This is a genomic window from Pseudomonas sp. JAI115, assembly GCF_014200835.1.
Lineage (GTDB): Bacteria > Pseudomonadota > Gammaproteobacteria > Pseudomonadales > Pseudomonadaceae > Aquipseudomonas > Aquipseudomonas putida_A.
This window is the reverse complement of the sequence record NZ_JACHCY010000003.1, coordinates 181,275-196,288: the sequence shown is the minus strand read 5'-3', so window position 1 is coordinate 196,288 and position 15,014 is coordinate 181,275. Positions and strand designations below refer to the sequence as shown.

The 15,014-nt window shown below is 61.8% G+C and carries 13 protein-coding genes and 1 pseudogene; 9 read left to right on the top strand and 5 right to left on the bottom strand.

The window, feature by feature from the left end:
- Positions 1 to 184: 184 nt before the first annotated feature.
- Together HDC30_RS29445 and HDC30_RS29440 are read left to right on the top strand one after the other, a co-directional pair.
- Positions 185 to 1,573 (top strand): annotated as a pseudogene (locus HDC30_RS29445) (HAMP domain-containing protein); the annotation flags it as partial.
- 102 nt (positions 1,574 to 1,675) lie between these two features.
- Entirely contained in the window at positions 1,676 to 2,431 is a 756-nt protein-coding gene (locus HDC30_RS29440; protein ID WP_371262551.1) for a methyl-accepting chemotaxis protein, read from the top strand.
- 132 nt (positions 2,432 to 2,563) lie between these two features.
- On the opposite strand, the gene HDC30_RS08880 is transcribed toward HDC30_RS29440, so the two are convergent.
- From HDC30_RS08880 to HDC30_RS08865, 4 genes are read right to left on the bottom strand one after another with little or no spacing between them, the layout of a single operon-like run.
- Positions 2,564 to 3,877, bottom strand: coding sequence for a sensor histidine kinase (locus HDC30_RS08880; protein ID WP_183782400.1), 1,314 nt, complete (start codon positions 3,875 to 3,877; stop codon positions 2,564 to 2,566).
- Positions 3,874 to 4,542: a response regulator transcription factor gene (locus HDC30_RS08875; protein ID WP_003223514.1), complete on the bottom strand. Its 669-nt coding sequence runs from the start codon at positions 4,540 to 4,542 to the stop codon at positions 3,874 to 3,876. Before HDC30_RS08875 ends, HDC30_RS08880 begins: the two co-directional genes overlap by 4 nt.
- 3 nt (positions 4,543 to 4,545) lie before the next feature.
- Positions 4,546 to 4,857: a PepSY domain-containing protein gene (locus tag HDC30_RS08870; protein WP_027613999.1), complete on the bottom strand. Its 312-nt coding sequence runs from the start codon at positions 4,855 to 4,857 to the stop codon at positions 4,546 to 4,548.
- Positions 4,857 to 5,165: a PepSY domain-containing protein gene (locus tag HDC30_RS08865; protein ID WP_027614000.1), complete on the bottom strand. Its 309-nt coding sequence runs from the start codon at positions 5,163 to 5,165 to the stop codon at positions 4,857 to 4,859. The genes HDC30_RS08870 and HDC30_RS08865 overlap by 1 nt, the downstream gene beginning before the upstream one ends.
- 261 nt (positions 5,166 to 5,426) lie before the next feature.
- Between HDC30_RS08865 and HDC30_RS08860 the strand changes: the two genes are divergently transcribed.
- The 5 genes from HDC30_RS08860 to codA all read left to right on the top strand — a co-directional run bounded on the left by HDC30_RS08860 (position 5,427) and on the right by codA (position 10,750).
- Positions 5,427 to 6,506 carry a patatin-like phospholipase family protein gene (locus HDC30_RS08860; protein WP_183782398.1) on the top strand — a complete coding sequence of 360 codons (1,080 nt, stop codon included), beginning with the start codon at positions 5,427 to 5,429 and terminating at the stop codon, positions 6,504 to 6,506.
- A 95-nt stretch (positions 6,507 to 6,601) separates the two neighbouring features.
- The gene (gene queD, locus HDC30_RS08855) at positions 6,602 to 6,958 is read left to right on the top strand and encodes a 6-carboxytetrahydropterin synthase QueD (protein ID WP_007915588.1); all 357 of its coding nucleotides are present in this window, start codon (positions 6,602 to 6,604) and stop codon (positions 6,956 to 6,958) included.
- A gap of 202 nt (positions 6,959 to 7,160) precedes the next feature.
- Complete coding sequence (locus tag HDC30_RS08850; RefSeq protein WP_183782395.1) at positions 7,161 to 7,973, top strand: alpha/beta fold hydrolase; 813 nt, start codon at positions 7,161 to 7,163, stop codon at positions 7,971 to 7,973.
- Positions 7,974 to 8,216: 243 nt separating this feature from the next.
- Complete coding sequence (gene codB, locus HDC30_RS08845; protein WP_183782392.1) at positions 8,217 to 9,488, top strand: cytosine permease; 1,272 nt, start codon at positions 8,217 to 8,219, stop codon at positions 9,486 to 9,488.
- Positions 9,489 to 9,502: 14 nt separating this feature from the next.
- Positions 9,503 to 10,750 (top strand): cytosine deaminase, encoded by a 1,248-nt coding sequence (gene codA, locus HDC30_RS08840; protein ID WP_183782389.1) that lies wholly within the window; start codon positions 9,503 to 9,505, stop codon positions 10,748 to 10,750.
- A 128-nt stretch (positions 10,751 to 10,878) separates the two neighbouring features.
- Here the strand turns inward: codA and HDC30_RS08835 are convergent, their stop codons facing one another.
- Positions 10,879 to 11,859 carry a diaminopimelate epimerase gene (locus tag HDC30_RS08835; RefSeq protein WP_183782386.1) on the bottom strand — a complete coding sequence of 327 codons (981 nt, stop codon included), beginning with the start codon at positions 11,857 to 11,859 and terminating at the stop codon, positions 10,879 to 10,881.
- 372 nt (positions 11,860 to 12,231) lie between these two features.
- Between HDC30_RS08835 and HDC30_RS08830 the strand changes: the two genes are divergently transcribed.
- Positions 12,232 to 13,383 carry an MFS transporter gene (locus HDC30_RS08830; RefSeq protein WP_183782383.1) on the top strand — a complete coding sequence of 384 codons (1,152 nt, stop codon included), beginning with the start codon at positions 12,232 to 12,234 and terminating at the stop codon, positions 13,381 to 13,383.
- 93 nt (positions 13,384 to 13,476) lie between these two features.
- The gene (locus tag HDC30_RS08825; protein ID WP_183782379.1) at positions 13,477 to 14,985 is read left to right on the top strand and encodes a serine protease; all 1,509 of its coding nucleotides are present in this window, start codon (positions 13,477 to 13,479) and stop codon (positions 14,983 to 14,985) included.
- The last annotated feature ends 29 nt before the right edge of the window (positions 14,986 to 15,014 follow it).

Here is a 15,014-nt window from a genome sequence, read left to right as displayed (position 1 = left end):
TCAAAGCGAGCGGCTGAACTTAAATGTAACGGGCAATGGAGAACCCTGTGGCGAGGGGATTTATCCCCGATCGGCTGCGCAGCAGTCGCCAAACCTGACTATGCAATTTCTCTGAACGATTGTGAGGGCGGCTTCGCCCCCCATCGGGGATAAATCCCCTCACCACAGGTATCTGATCGCCGGCATGCGGCAATTGGTCATATTGCACTTGAACAATAAAGAAAGCCGAAACGCGGCCGTTACAGTGCAAAGTCTCAGATATTTATCGAATAAGGACGTCTCCATGTCGCTCAGACAACTTTCCATTCAATGGAAAATCACCCTGCTCGCCGGCCTGTGCCTGGCGGGCATCGTGACCCTGCTGGTGGGTCTTTCGCTGTATCGCATGGAGCACAGCTCCGAGCTGGTGAAGGCTTCGAGCATGGAGATGCTGACCGAGTCGGCCCAGGCGCGCATTGAGTCGCAGGGTGAGGTGCAGGCTGCCGGGATTCGCCAGCAGTTCATGGACGCCTATCAATACGGTCACGGTTTCTCGCGACAGGTACTGTTTTTGCGCGAGCAGGCCGAGAAGCGCTTTCTCGATGCCTTCGACCTGCGCGAAGACATGACCCGTCAGGTCAAGTCCGCGCTGCAAGCCAACCCGGATCTGCTCGGTCTGTCGCTGGTGTTCGAAGCCAACGCCTTGGATGGCAAGGATGAACTGTTCGCCGGTCAGGCCGAACTGGGCAGCAACGACAAGGGCCGCTTCGCCCTGTACTGGTCGCAGCCGACTCCCGGCAAAGTCACCTCGATGGCCCTGCCGGAAAGCGACATGGCCGACACCAGCACCGGCCCCAGCGGTCAGGCGGCCAACGCCTGGTTCACCTGTCCGCGCACCACGCTCAAGCCGTGCGTGATCGAACCGTACTTCTATGTGATCGACGGCCAGAACGTGCTGATGACCAGCATCGTCTTCCCGCTGATGGTCAACGGTAAAGTCATCGCCTCGCTGTCGGTGGACATCAACCTCAACAGCCTGCAGGCGATCAGCCAGGGCGCGAGCAAAAAACTCTACGACGGCCAGACCGCCGTGAGCATCATCAGCCCCACCGGCCTGCTCGCCGGTTACAGCCCGGATGCGAGCAAACTGAGCAAGCGCCTGGATGCCGTGGACACCGTCAGCGGCGCTGAACTGCTGCGTCAGCTCGCGGCCAGCAGCAGCGTCAGCAGCCTGCACAGCAACGGCCAGTTGAAAGTGCTGTCGCCGTTCCAGCCGATCCCCGGCGGCCCGTCGTGGGCCGTGTTGCTCGACGTGCCGGAAAAGGTGCTGGTCAGCCGCGCCGAAGCGCTCAAGCAGCAACTGGATGCGAGCAACAACTCCGGCACCCTGATCGAGCTGAGCCTCGGCGTGCTCGCGGCGTTCGTCGGCCTACTGCTGGTGTGGCTGATGGCGCGCAGCGTGACCAAACCGATCCTCGGCGTCGCGCATATGCTGGAAGACATTGCCAGCGGCGAAGGTGATCTGACCCGCCGTCTGGCGTATGACAAGAAAGATGAACTCGGTCAACTGGCCGGCTGGTTCAACAAGTTCCTCGACAAGTTGCAGCCGATCATCGCCGAGGTGAAACGCTCGGTGCAGGATGCGCGCAACACCGCCGACCAGTCCTCGGCCATCGCCACCCAGACCAGCGCCGGCATGGAGCAGCAATACCGTCAGGTCGATCAGGTCGCCACTGCCTCCCACGAAATGAGCGCCACCGCGCAGGACGTTGCACGCAGCGCCGCGCAAGCCGCCGAAGCGGCCAAGGACGCCGACCGCGCCACCCGTCAGGGCCTGACCGTGATCGACCGCACCACCGCGAGCATCGACACCCTCGCCGCCGACATGAGCGCGGCGATGGTTCAGGTCGAAGGGTTGGCTGCCAACAGCGAAAAGATCGGCACCGTGCTGGAAACCATCCGCGCCATCGCCGAACAGACCAACCTGTTGGCGCTCAACGCGGCGATCGAAGCAGCGCGTGCCGGTGAAGCCGGGCGTGGTTTTGCCGTGGTCGCCGACGAAGTGCGCAACCTTGCCCGCCGCACGCAGGAGTCGGTGGAAGAAACCCGTCAGGTCATCGAGCAACTGCAGACCGGTACCCAGGATGTGGTCGGGTCGATGGGCAACAGCCATCGTCAGGCTCAGGGCAGTGTCGAACAGGTCGGGCAAGCGGTGACCGCACTGCGCCAGATCGGCGACGCGGTGACAGTGATCAGCGACATGAACCTGCAGATCGCCAGCGCGGCGGAAGAACAGAGCGCGGTGGCCGAGGAGATCAACAACAACGTCGCGACCATTCGCGACGTGACCGAATCGCTGTCCGGACAGGCCAATGAGTCGGCGCGGGTGAGCCAGTCGCTGAACAGCCTGGCGAATCAACAGCAGAGTCTGATGGATCAGTTCCGGGTCTGACAGCCCATTGCCAAACCCAATGTGGGAGCGAGCCCGCTCGCGAAAGCGGTATGTCAGTCAGCGATGATGTGTCTGATCCAGCGCATTCGCGAGCAGGCTCGCTCCCACAGGGGATTTATGGTGTTGGGGAGATCAGCGTTTAGGCAGCTCGATCACCACCTTCAGCCCGCCCCACTCACTCTCGCCCAACACCAGCAACCCGCCCCACGTCTCGACGATATCACGCACAATTCCCAGCCCCAGGCCATGCCCGTCAGTCTGCTCATCGAGCCGCGTGCCACGACTGAACACCTGAGTGCGTTGCTCTTCAGGAATTCCCGGGCCGTCATCTTCAACGCTCAGGGCGTAACCGTCAGTACGTTCGATCACACTCAGACGCACCTCGGCGTCCGCCCATTTGCAGGCGTTGTCGAGCAGGTTGCCGAGCAGTTCCAGCAAGTCCTCGCGATCCCACGGCAGTTGCAGCCCCGGCGGCGCGACGTAACTCAACGCCAGATGCTCGCCGTGGATCATGTTCAGCGTTGCCAGCAATCCCGGCAGTTCCGCGTCACAATCAAACAGCGCGCCGGGCAGCGCATCACCTGACAACCGCGCGCGATTAAGCTCGCGATTGAGCCGCTGTTGCACCTGCTCCAACTGTTCCTTGAGGATCTTGCGCAGCTCCGGGTGGGCATCGAGTTTTTCGCTCGACGCCAGACTCAAAAGCACCGCCAACGGCGTCTTCAGCGCATGTCCCAGATTGCCCAGCGCATTGCGCGAGCGCTTGAGGCTGTCCTCGGTGTGCGCGAGCAAATGGTTGATCTGCGCCACCAGCGGCTCCAGCTCCACCGGCACCTGATCGTCCAGTTGCGAGCGCTGGCCCTGCTGCAACTGGGCGATCTGCTCGCGCGCCCGCTCCAGCGGCTTCAACGCGCGGCGCACCGTCAGCCGTTGCAGCAGCAGAATCAGCAGCAAACCGGCCAGGCCCAGCCCGAGGCCGATCTGGCGCATGCGCTGGAAACTCTCGCGCACCGGGGTGTAATCCTGGGCGACGCTGATCGAGATCGACTGCCCCAGACGTCGATAGTCCGAGCGCAATACCAGCAACTGCTGACCGTCCGGCCCCAGTTGCAGGTTGCTGTGCAAACCCGGGTGCTCCAGCAGCGGCAGATCCTGATCCCACAGCGAACGCGAGCGCCAGTGGCTGTCGGCAAAATCGATGCGGAAGTAATGCCCGGAAAACGGTCGCTGATAGGCCGGCGACAGATGCCGCTCATCCAGTTGCAAACCTTGCGGGCCACGCACCAGCGCGACCAGCAGGCTTTCGCTATCGTTGCGCAGACCGGCCTCGAGATAACGCTGCAACCAGACTTCGAACAACCACAGGCTGGTTTGCGCCAGCACCATGCCAACGATCACCATCACGCTGATCAAGCCCAGGCTCAAACGGCGCTGGATCGACCTCACGAAGCTTGCCCGCCGAACAGGTAACCCTGGCCGCGACGGGTTTCGATCACCGCTTTACCCAGCTTGCGCCGTAGGTGGTTGACGTGAACTTCGAGGACGTTGGAATCGCGCTCGGTCTCGCCGTCATAGAGGTGCTCGGCGAGGTGGGTTTTCGACAGGATCTGTTCCGGGTGCAGCATGAAATAACGCAGCAGGCGGAATTCGGCGGCGGTCAGCTGAATCTCGCTGCCGTCGCGAATCACGCACTGGCGACCTTCGTCCAGATGCAGGCCGGCCGCTTTCAGCGTCGGCTGATTGGCCTGGCCCTTGGAGCGACGCAGCAACGACTGCACCCGCAAATGCAGCTCTTCGGGATGGAACGGTTTGGTCAGGTAATCGTCGGCGCCGGCCTTCAGGCCTTCGATGCGCTCGGCCCAGGAATCGCGGGCGGTGAGGATCAGCACCGGGGTCGACAGGCCACCGGCACGCCATTGCGCCAGCACCTCCAGCCCTGGAACGCCGGGCAGACCGAGGTCGAGAATGATCAGGTCATACGGCTCGCTGCTACCCTGATAGACCGCATCGCGTCCGTCCGCCAGCCAGTCCACCGCGTAGCCTTGGCGCTGCAGGCCGGCGATCAGTTCGTCGGCGAGCGGCACGTGGTCTTCCACCAGAAGCAAACGCATCGGTCAATCTTCCTTGTCTTTGAGTAATTGGCCGGTATCGGCTTTCAGGTGCAGCTCGCGCGCCACGCCCTCGACCGTCAGCAGCTCGACTTCATAAACATAGACGTCGTGCTTTTCCTCCAGCTCGACCTCCAGCAGTTTGGCCCCCGGATAGCGATCCAGCGCCTGTTGCAGCACCTGCTCCAGCGGCAGGATCACGCCCTGCTGACGCAGCTTCAGCGCTTCGTCCTGATCGAGGTCGCGGGCCATCGCCGCCGAGCAAACAATCACAAGCGCCAACGCCGTGCGGCTGGTGGCGCGAACATTAACCTTCATTACGTATCCTGATGATCCTTGAGAACCTGCCCAGTGACCGCGTCTAATTCCAGATCCCACTCCAGCCCTTGCGGATCACGCATTTCGACCTGGTAGACATACTTGCCGTACTCCTCTTCCAGCTCGGTTTCGGTGATGGTCGAGCCCGGGTGTCTGGCCAGCGCCGTGGCGTTGAGCTTCTCGAAGGAGACGATAGTACCAGCGTCGCGCAGGCGCAGGGCTTCATCGGGGCCAAGATCGCGGGCGTGGGCGAGGCTGGCGGTCAGGCCGATGATCGAGGCAATGGACAGGGCAGTCAGGGTTTTCATGGGTGTCTCCGTGTTTTTATGTGCAGCTACGGTCGGCACCATAGCGGTGCGAACTTAACTGAAACTGAATTGCCATCATTGCGCCTGACACCAACCTCATTTGCAGATTCATGCAAAACCCTGTGGGAGCGGGCTTGCTCGCGAAGGCGGCGGGTCAGCAATAATGATGGCGACTGACACACCGCTTTCGCGAGCAAGCCCGCTCCCACAGGGTCAAGTAGTGCGCCTATAATCCAAAGCTTGCTAACGATCGAGACCGGTATGACTGCCATCCACATCAAGTTCCCTGCCCTTACCCTCAAGGCCGGCCCTCGGGCCATGGCGCGCATTCGTGCCCAAGGCCTGAACGCCGCTGACGTCGGCACCCTGCCCGGTGCGGCCGGCGGGCCGAAGGCATTGGGGATTCAAGGGCTGGATCTGGCGTTGTTCGGTGAGTGGCTGCCGAGCGCGCCGCGTGAGCGCTCGCTGATCGGTGCGTCGGTCGGTTCCTGGCGCTTCGCCAGCGCCTGCCTGCCGGACGCCGCCGAAGGCATCCGCCGCCTCGGCCAGTTGTATGCCGAGCAGAACTTCAACAAAGGCGTGACCATGGCCGAGATCAGCGCGAGCTCGCAGCGCATGCTCAATGACCTGCTCGACGGCCGCGACGCCAGCATCCTCAACAATGCCGACTACCGCCTGAACATCATGGTGGTGAAAAGCCACGGACGCCTGGCCGACGATCATCGTGGCCGCCTCGGTCTGGCGCTGGGCTCGGTGATTGCCGATAACCTGCGCGGTCGCGCGCGGCTGTCGCGGCACTTTGAGCGCCTGATCATTCACGACCCGCGCCTCGCCCCGCCGTTGAATGCGCTGAATGACTTTCCGTCGCGCTTCGTCGCCCTGAATGCCGGCAACCTGCGTCAGGCGCTGCTGGCCTCGGGCTCGATCCCGATGGTCATGGAAGGCGTGCGCGACCTGCCGGGCGCCGGTGCCGGCACGTTCCGCGACGGCGGCCTGCTCGACTATCACCTCGACCTGCCCTACAGCGGCGACGGCATCGTGCTCTATCCACACTTCACCGACCGGGTGATCCCCGGCTGGTTCGACAAGACCCTGCCGTGGCGCCGTGCCTCGGTCGAGCGCTTGCAGGATGTGCTGTTGCTGGCGCCATCGAAGGAATATCTGGCGCGCCTGCCCTACGGCAAACTGCCCGACCGTAACGACTTCAAGCGCTTCATGGGCGATGCGCCGAGCCGCCAAAAGTACTGGCACGCGGCAATGGACGAGAGCCGCCGACTGGGCGACGAGTTTCTCGAACTGGCGGCCAACGGTCGCCTCGCCGAGCGCTTGCTGACCCTTTAGTCAGTGTTTTCCCGCATCGCCAAACACAAGCTGGTAAACTCGCCGCCTGCCCGAATCGCTGCGGCGAACGCCACCTGAACAGAGCCGAAATCACTGTGGAAATTTTCAAAGAGTTTACTTTCGAATCCGCCCACCGCCTGCCGCACGTACCGGACGGCCACAAGTGCGGACGCCTGCACGGTCACTCGTTCAAGGTGGCGCTGCACCTGAGCGGCGACCTCGATCCGCACACCGGCTGGATCCGCGACTTCTCCGAGATCAAGGCGATTTTCAAGCCGCTGTACGAGCGTCTGGATCACAACTACCTGAATGACATTCCTGGCCTGGAAAACCCGACCAGCGAAGTCCTGGCCAAATTCATCTGGAATGAAATGAAGCCGCTGCTGCCGGAACTCAGCGCGATCCGCATTCACGAGACCTGCACCAGCGGTTGCATCTATCGCGGTGAGTGATCCAACACAAATCCCCCTGTAGGAGTGAGCCTGCTCGCGATAGCGGTTTGTCAGACACATTGATTTCGGATGTGCCGACGCTATCGCGAGCAGGCTCACTCCTACAAAGGATCGGTGTTTGTCAGGAAAATAGAGAACAGCCTTCACGGCTGTTTTTTTATGCCTATGCTTTTTGGCTCAACCCCGCCAAGAGGACAGGTCGATGACGGACTGGTTGCTGGATCAGGTCTTCGATTTCAATGGGCATCCGGTGCGCCACGCCGTGCGCGGTGACGGCCCGCCGCTGGTGTTCGTGCATGGCACACCGTTTTCATCGTATGTGTGGCACCGCATCGCGCCGCATTTTTTCGCCAGTCACCGGGTGCATTATTTCGACCTGCTGGGCTACGGTCGCTCCGCACAACCGGATGACGATGTTTCCCTCGGGGTGCAGAATCAACTGCTCGCGCAGTTGCTCGATCACTGGAACATCCAGCGCCCGGACGTGGTTGCCCATGACTTCGGCGGCGCCACCGCGTTGCGCACGCATTTGCTCAATGGCAAGGACTACCGCAGCCTGACGCTGATCGATCCGGTGGCGCTGACGCCATGGGGATCGCCGTTCGTGCAGCATGTGCGCCAGCATGAAGCGGCGTTCAGCGGCCTGCCCGATTACATTCAGCGCGCGATCGTTCCGACTTACATTCGCGGGGCGATTCACCGCGACATCCCCGACGCTGAACTGGCGCCCTACGTGCAACCGTGGCTCGGCGATCCGGGGCAAGCGGCGTTCTATCGGCAGATCGCGCAGATGGACGAGCGCTACACTCGCGAGGCCGAACCGCTGTACCCGAGCATCCGCTGCCCGGTGCAGATTCTCTGGGGTGAAGCCGATCAGTGGATTCCCATCGAGCGGGGTCGGGCGTTGCACCAGATGATCCCCGGTTCGCAATTTCACCCAATCGCCAACGCTGGCCACCTGGTCCAGGAGGACGCGCCGGAAACCATCGTCGCCGCCCTGCTCAGATTCCTCTGACCCAACACCCATCCCTTGTGGGAGCGAGCCTGCTCGCGAAAGCGGAATATCAGCCATTGCAAATGTCGCCTGACCCGCCGCCTTCGCGAGCAGGCTCGCTCCCACATTGGGCTCGGGTGCATTCAGTTGCACCGCTTTCGCGCCAATCCATGCGCCTCGTCTATACATAACCCGCGCCAATCAGCATTTGGCACGACCACTGCAACCCAACCCGCGTCCCCCCTCTTCAGCAAGGAACGCCCCATGACGCAGAACGATCCCGGCAACGACTACCCGCTCAGCGAAGTGCCGATGCATGCCCGCAAAGGTCTGGCCTCAACCGCCATGGTGTTGCTCGGTTTCACGTTTTTCACCGCAACCATGTTCGCCGGCGGCAAGCTCGGCGTGGCGTTCAGTTTTGGCGAGATGATAGCGGTGATCATCGTCGGTAACCTGCTGCTCGGTCTGTATGCGGCGGGCCTCGGTTATATCGCCTTCAAGAGCGGACTTAACTCCGTGCTGATGGGGCGCTTCTGTTTTGGCGAAGTCGGCAGCAAGCTCAGCGACCTGATCCTCGGTTTCACCCAGATCGGCTGGTACGCCTGGGGCACTGCGACCGCCGCCGTGGTGCTCGGCAAATACTTCGATCTGGGGCAAGGCACAGTGCTCGGCTTGATGGTGCTGTTCGGCCTGGTGTTCTGCGCCACGGCGTATGTCGGTTATCGCGGCCTGGAGATCCTGTCGTACATCGCGGTGCCGGCGATGATGTTGCTGTTGATGCTGTCGATGTGGGTCGCGACGGTAAAAGTCGGTGGCCTCGATGGTTTGCTCAGCGTGGTGCCGACGGGTTCGCTGGACTGGTCGACCGCGATCACGCTGGTGTTCGGCACCTTCGTCAGCGGCGCGACCCAGGCGACCAACTGGACCCGCTTCTCGCGCTCGGCACGGGTTGCCGTGCTGGCGAGCCTGATCGGATTTTTCATCGGCAATGGCTTGATGGTGCTGATCGGTGCCTACGGCGCGATCGTCTATCAGCAGCCCGACGTGGTTGAAGTGTTGCTGCTGCAAGGTTTCGCCATGGCCGCAATGGCCATGCTGCTACTGAATATCTGGAGCACCCAGGACAACACCATCTACAACTTCGCCGTCGCCGGCTGCAACCTGCTGCGCACCGGCCGACGCAAAACCGTGACCCTGGCCGGCGCGGTAATCGGCACCCTGCTCGCCCTGCTGGGCATGTACGACATGCTGGTGCCGTACCTGATTCTGCTGGGCACGGTGATTCCGCCGATTGGCGGGGTGATCATGGCCGACTTTTTCTTCCGCTGGCGCGGGCGCTATCCGCGTCTGGCCGACGCACGGCTGCCGGCGTTCAACTGGCCGGGACTGGGGGCTTACGCGGTCGGCACGCTCACTGCGTTCCACTCGCCCTGGGTCGCGCCGCTGGTAGGGATTGCCGCCGCCGCGCTAACGTATGTCATCGTCACCGGCCTGCTCGGCGCCCGTCGCGCCGGTGCGCCACTACCAGACCTATAAGAAGGATTCGCCTGATGCACATCATCAACGCCCGACTGCGCAACCAGGACGGTTTGCACGAATTGCACCTGGAAGACGGCCTGATCCGCAGCATCGGCCGCCAGACCGAAGCCCCGACCCTCAACCCCGGCGACCTCGACGCCGGCGGCAATCTGGTGGTGCCGCCCTTCGTCGAGCCGCACATCCACCTCGACGCCACGCTGACCGCTGGCGAGCCGCGCTGGAACATGAGCGGCACGCTGTTCGAGGGCATCGAGTGCTGGGGTGAGCGCAAAGTCACCATCACCGAAGAAGACACCAAGACCCGCGCGAAAAAGACCATCCAGGCCCTGGCCGCACACGGCATCCAGCACGTGCGCACCCACGTCGACGTCACCGATCCGCAACTCACCGCGCTCAAGGCGATGCTCGAAGTCCGCGAAGAATCCCGGCACCTGATCGATCTGCAAATCGTCGCGTTCCCGCAGGAAGGCATCGAGTCGTTCCGCAACGGTCGCGAGCTGATGGAAGAAGCGATTCGCATGGGCGCCGATGTGGTCGGCGGCATTCCGCATTTCGAGTACACCCGTGATCAGGGCGTCAGTTCAGTGAAGTTTCTGATGGATCTGGCCGAGCGCACCGGGTGCCTGGTCGATGTGCATTGCGACGAGACCGACGACCCGCACTCGCGCTTTCTCGAAGTGCTCGCAGAAGAGGCGCGCAGCCGCGACATGGGCGCGCGGGTCACCGCCAGCCACACCACGGCAATGGGTTCTTACGACAACGCCTACTGCGCCAAACTGTTCCGCCTGCTCGGGCATTCCGGGATCAGTTTCGTCTCGTGCCCGACCGAAAGCATTCACCTGCAGGGGCGCTTCGACAACTTCCCGAAACGCCGTGGCGTGACGCGCGTGAATGAATTGCTTGAGGCCGGGATGAACGTGTGTTTTGGCCAGGATTCGATCGTCGATCCTTGGTATCCGCTAGGCAACGGCAACATCCTGCGGGTGCTGGAAGCCGGGTTGCACATCTGCCACATGCTCGGTTACCGCAACCTGCAGAACGCGCTGGACCTGGTCACCGACAACAGCGCCAAGGCCATGCACTTGGGCGAGCGTTATGGCCTGGAACAGGGGCGTCCGGCGAACTTGCTGATTCTGTCGGCGGACAGCGACTACGAAGTGATCCGCAGCCAGGGCCTGCCGCTGTATTCGATTCGTGGCGGCAAGGTGCTGATGCAGCGGCAGATGCCGGTGGTGGCGTTCAGCGGCGGACAAATCTGAAACTTTTGTCAGGCTGATGGCCTCATCGCTGGCAAGCCAGCTCCCACAGTATCCAGCAGTGAACGCGTGATTTGTGTTCACCACATAACTCTGTGGGAGCTGGCTTGCCAGCGAAGGCGATTGCCGCTTCAGTCGATCAATCGAGCCGTACCAAACAGCCTGACCCGCACCAATTCGCCCTGCTCTTCTTCGAGCAACACCGGCGCCGTACCGCCCGGCATGACGACGTGCACTTCGCCGCTCGCCACCCAACCCACCGCCCATGCGGCACACGCCACCGCACTGGCACTGGTGCCGGAAGACGCCGTCGGCCCTTCGCCACGCTCGAATACTCGGGCGACGATGCGCTGCGCGGACTCAAGCGCGGCCCATTGCAGATTGATGCCCGCCGGGCATGGCTGGCCGGCGCCGGTCGGCATCGCGTAGGCGATTCGGGTCAGGCCTTCAGCCCAGGGCGATTCGCGCATTTGTGAGTTGCTCGGCAACACGGCAACGTCGGTGAGCAAGGTCACGCAATGCGGATTGCCGATGCGCACGAACTGGCTGTGCTGCCACGCGGGATCGAGCTGCGCCAATGGTTTTACATGGCTCACTTCATGACCATTGAATTCGCGGTTTTCAACATTCCGGGCGGTCACCGCTGAAGGCCCGAAGCCCGGTTGACCGAGGTTCAGCCAGAAGCCGTTCATGCCTTCAACTGTGGCCGTTTTCACCGAAGTTTCCACGGCGTCGCCCTTGTCGTGATGCACTCGCAGCGACGCCCCTTCCGCCGGCATCAACCCCTGTTCCAGCAACGACTGGGAAAAGATCGTCAGACCATTGCCGCTGCGCTCGGCCAAGGTGCCGTCGGTATTGACGATCAGCACGTCGAACGGCGGCACTGCCTGGAACGGGCCAATCAGCAGACCGTCGCTGCGGTGCGATTTACTCCCCGCCGGACGCTGGCCCTCGGGCCAATCGCAGCACAGCGCTATGGCTGCCTGACTCCACGCCTGTCTCGACGCAGCACACTGCGCGGCTCCACTCGGCAGATCGATCCCCGCCTCGTGAAGTCTCTGCGGCGAAACCACCCCGTAAATATTGCCCCGCGCATCGTAGAACTGCGTCATCACCGGCCTCACTCACCTTGTCGAAGCCATCACTGTAAACCGCGATCCCTTGTAGGAGTGAGCCTGCTCGCGATAGCAGTGCATCAGCCGCCATATTGATTAGCTGATACACAGTATTCGCGAGCAGGCTCGCTCCCACATTGGATGACTGGCGCTCACAAATGTCCGTTCTGTGCAAAACCCTGTGGGAGCGAGCCTGCTCGCGAAAGCGGCGTATCAGCCACCAATCTCATCGCCTGAACCACCGCATTCGCGAGCAAGCTCGCTCCCACAGGTTAGGATGTCGGCTGCACCGCCCCCGAGACCTGCGATCGAACCTCGACGCGCTATCACTGTCATTCGGGGACGCGACGTTTTTTGCCAAGGATCGATATGACCAGCCTCAACCCCCAAGACACCTTCGTCCCCGGACGCCTGCAACAGATGTCGACGCGCATCGCTTTTTTCATCGCCGGCCTGGGAATTGCCGCGTGGGCGCCACTGGTGCCGTACGCCAAGGCCCGCGCCGGACTCGATGAGGGTACGTTGGGCCTTCTGCTGCTGTGCCTGGGGGTCGGCTCGATTCTGGCGATGCCACTGGCGGGGATTCTCGCCACGCGCTTTGGCTGCCGCAAAGTCGCCACCGGCGGCACCCTGCTGATTTGCGCGGCGCTGCCGTTGCTGGCGACGGTGTCGTCGATACCGGCGCTGATCGCCACGCTGTTCATGTTCGGCGCCGGGTTGGGCACGGTGGATTCGACCGTCAACCTGCAAGCGGTGATCGTCGAGCGGGCCAGTGGCAAGAATATGATGTCGGGGTTTCATGGCCTGTTCAGCCTCGGCGGAATTGTCGGCGCGGCCGGTGTCAGCGCCCTCCTCGGCCTCGGCCTGACGCCACTGGCGGCGATGCTGGTGGTGGTGGCGGTGTTGATCGGCGCGCTGTTCAAAGCGGTGCCGCACATGCTGCCGTACGGCAGTGAAAGCTCGGGCCCGGCATTCGCCATTCCCCACGGCATCGTGCTGTTCATCGGCGGGATGTGTTTCATCGTGTTCCTCACCGAAGGCGCAGCGCTGGACTGGAGCGCGGTGTTCCTCGCCCAGGAACGCGGGATCGACACGGCGTATGCGGGCTTGGGTTACGCCGCATTTGCCCTGACCATGACGGTGGGACGCCTTCTGGGTGACCGGATCGTGCGCAGTGTCGGGGCTACGCGGATCATTCTGTTTGGCGGGCTGCTGGCAGCGGCAGGCCTGTTTCTGGCGACCTTCACCCCGAGCTGGGAAGCCGCGCTGCTCGGTTATGCGCTGGTCGGCGCCGGCTGCTCGAACATCGTGCCGGTGCTGTATACGGCGGTGGGCAAGCAGACGGTGATGCCGGAAAGCATTGCGGTGCCGGCAATCACCACGCTGGGTTACGCAGGGATTCTGGCGGGGCCGGCGGTGATCGGTTTTGTCGCGCATGCCAGCAGTTTGAGTTTTGCGTTTGGCTTGATGGCGGTGTTGTTGGTGGCGGTGGCCATCGGCGGCAAGACCTTGAAAGTCTGAACATTGGCGCGGTACCTGTCAGGTTTGACAGTAGACAAGCCCTGCCCCCAATCATAGGGTTGATTTCCAGCTCAGGAGAAAAGGAAATCCGGCATGAACATTGGAACAGGATCAGTTATTGCGCTAATCACTATTATCCAGGGATGCGCTTCCGTTAATCGATACGACTGGGGTGAAGGCACTGCCAATTTTGCGCCCGCTGAGCGCCTGGCCAATGCCGGCGGGAACTATGCGCATTGGCAAGCCATTGGCCGTGTTGAAGTTGAAGACGGCATGACCTGCTCCGGCACGCTGATTGACACTCGAGAACCCGGAGCAGTATCGCAACCCGCCTATGTGCTGACCTCCGGACACTGCACACATCCGGAGATAGGCAATAACGAGATCATCGTCAATCAACCTGCAAAGGGTCGGGTGACGTTCAATTATTTTTTCGACACGCAACCGCAAAGCCGTTCCTACACGGTCAGTCGCATTGGCTGGAGCACGCTACGCGGTCAAGACCTCTCTATCATTGAGCTTGAACAGCCTCTGGAACAGTTGATCAGAGACGGTATCCAGCCGTTGAAACTGGCGCGGACCCCATTGGTCAGCGAAGACGATATTCTGATCACCGGCGCGCCCATGAACGGTTTCATTCAGCGCATGGCCTGCAAACAAGAACACTCGGCGGCGATTATTGAAGGCCCATGGCGTTGGGTCGGACAACTGAGCAACCGTTGTCTCGATGTTGTCAGCGGGCTGTCAGGCTCGCCACTGCTTGCGCGTTACACCAATGAAATTGTGGGTGTGCTCGGCACCACCACTCGCGGGAGTGACCGCAATCGCTGCGACAAGGGCGCGCCCTGCGAAGTCGTGGCGGGACAGGTCAACAAACGCAGCAATACCAATTACGCCTCCACAACCGATGGGCTGGACGCCTGTTTCGCCAACGGACATTTCAATCCACGTCTGGACGGTTGTTCGCTGGGCGAGAACTGGTCGTTTCCTGGTTCGTCGCAAAACAGCGATTACATCAAGCTCGAGCGCGACGAACATGGACAAGTCGTGCCTTGGCGATGGCTGCAAACGTTCACCACAACCGCGCCTTACTACCGCTATCGCTTTACGCGCACTCTGGACGAATGTCAGAACCTTGATGGCTATAGCCAAGTGCGAACGGCTGCACCGGACGCCGATAATCAATTGAGTCATGAACTTAAAGACGGCTCAGGCTTGTACTTTCTCTGCCTGATTGGCCAACAGCGGCCTACGGACGTACCCAAGCAATGGGCCGGAAGAACACCCAGCGTCTACTGGCGCTGGATGATGGACGCGCCCGCACCGCTGAAGCCTGCCTATAAGGTCGAAGCGGTAGGTGGCGACGAATACGACATCAGGGTATTTCCGGTTTCACCGGATCTGGATCCCGCCCGATTTCAATACAAGTACGGCCAGCCAGGGAGCATCAATTGCAATGACGGGCAGGGATTTCAACGCGTATCACCCTCCACAGGCGTGTTCCATGTTTCCATTGCCAATGGCCGAAAGAACGTCTGCCTCAAAGGCGCAGACCTGGCCGGGAATCCCGGGCCGACCATCGAGTTTCTGATCCCTCAATAGCTTCAGGCTTTTTGTGGCTGAACCGTGTG

Bases quoted from the DNA above. Each gene is read 5' to 3' on its own strand.
- HDC30_RS08830 (WP_183782383.1), top strand. From the start codon at position 12,232: ATGACCAGCCTCAACCCCCAAGACACCTTCGTCCCCGGACGCCTGCAA.
- HDC30_RS08835 (WP_183782386.1), bottom strand. From the start codon at position 11,859: ATGACGCAGTTCTACGATGCGCGGGGCAATATTTACGGGGTGGTTTCG.
- HDC30_RS08870 (WP_027613999.1), bottom strand. From the start codon at position 4,857: ATGAAGGTTAATGTTCGCGCCACCAGCCGCACGGCGTTGGCGCTTGTG.
- HDC30_RS08865 (WP_027614000.1), bottom strand. From the start codon at position 5,165: ATGAAAACCCTGACTGCCCTGTCCATTGCCTCGATCATCGGCCTGACC.
- HDC30_RS08825 (WP_183782379.1), top strand. From the start codon at position 13,477: ATGAACATTGGAACAGGATCAGTTATTGCGCTAATCACTATTATCCAG.
- HDC30_RS08860 (WP_183782398.1), top strand. From the start codon at position 5,427: ATGACTGCCATCCACATCAAGTTCCCTGCCCTTACCCTCAAGGCCGGC.
- HDC30_RS29440 (WP_371262551.1), top strand. From the start codon at position 1,676: ATGGAGCAGCAATACCGTCAGGTCGATCAGGTCGCCACTGCCTCCCAC.
- codB (WP_183782392.1), top strand. From the start codon at position 8,217: ATGACGCAGAACGATCCCGGCAACGACTACCCGCTCAGCGAAGTGCCG.
- codA (WP_183782389.1), top strand. From the start codon at position 9,503: ATGCACATCATCAACGCCCGACTGCGCAACCAGGACGGTTTGCACGAA.
- HDC30_RS08875 (WP_003223514.1), bottom strand. From the start codon at position 4,542: ATGCGTTTGCTTCTGGTGGAAGACCACGTGCCGCTCGCCGACGAACTG.
- HDC30_RS08850 (WP_183782395.1), top strand. From the start codon at position 7,161: ATGACGGACTGGTTGCTGGATCAGGTCTTCGATTTCAATGGGCATCCG.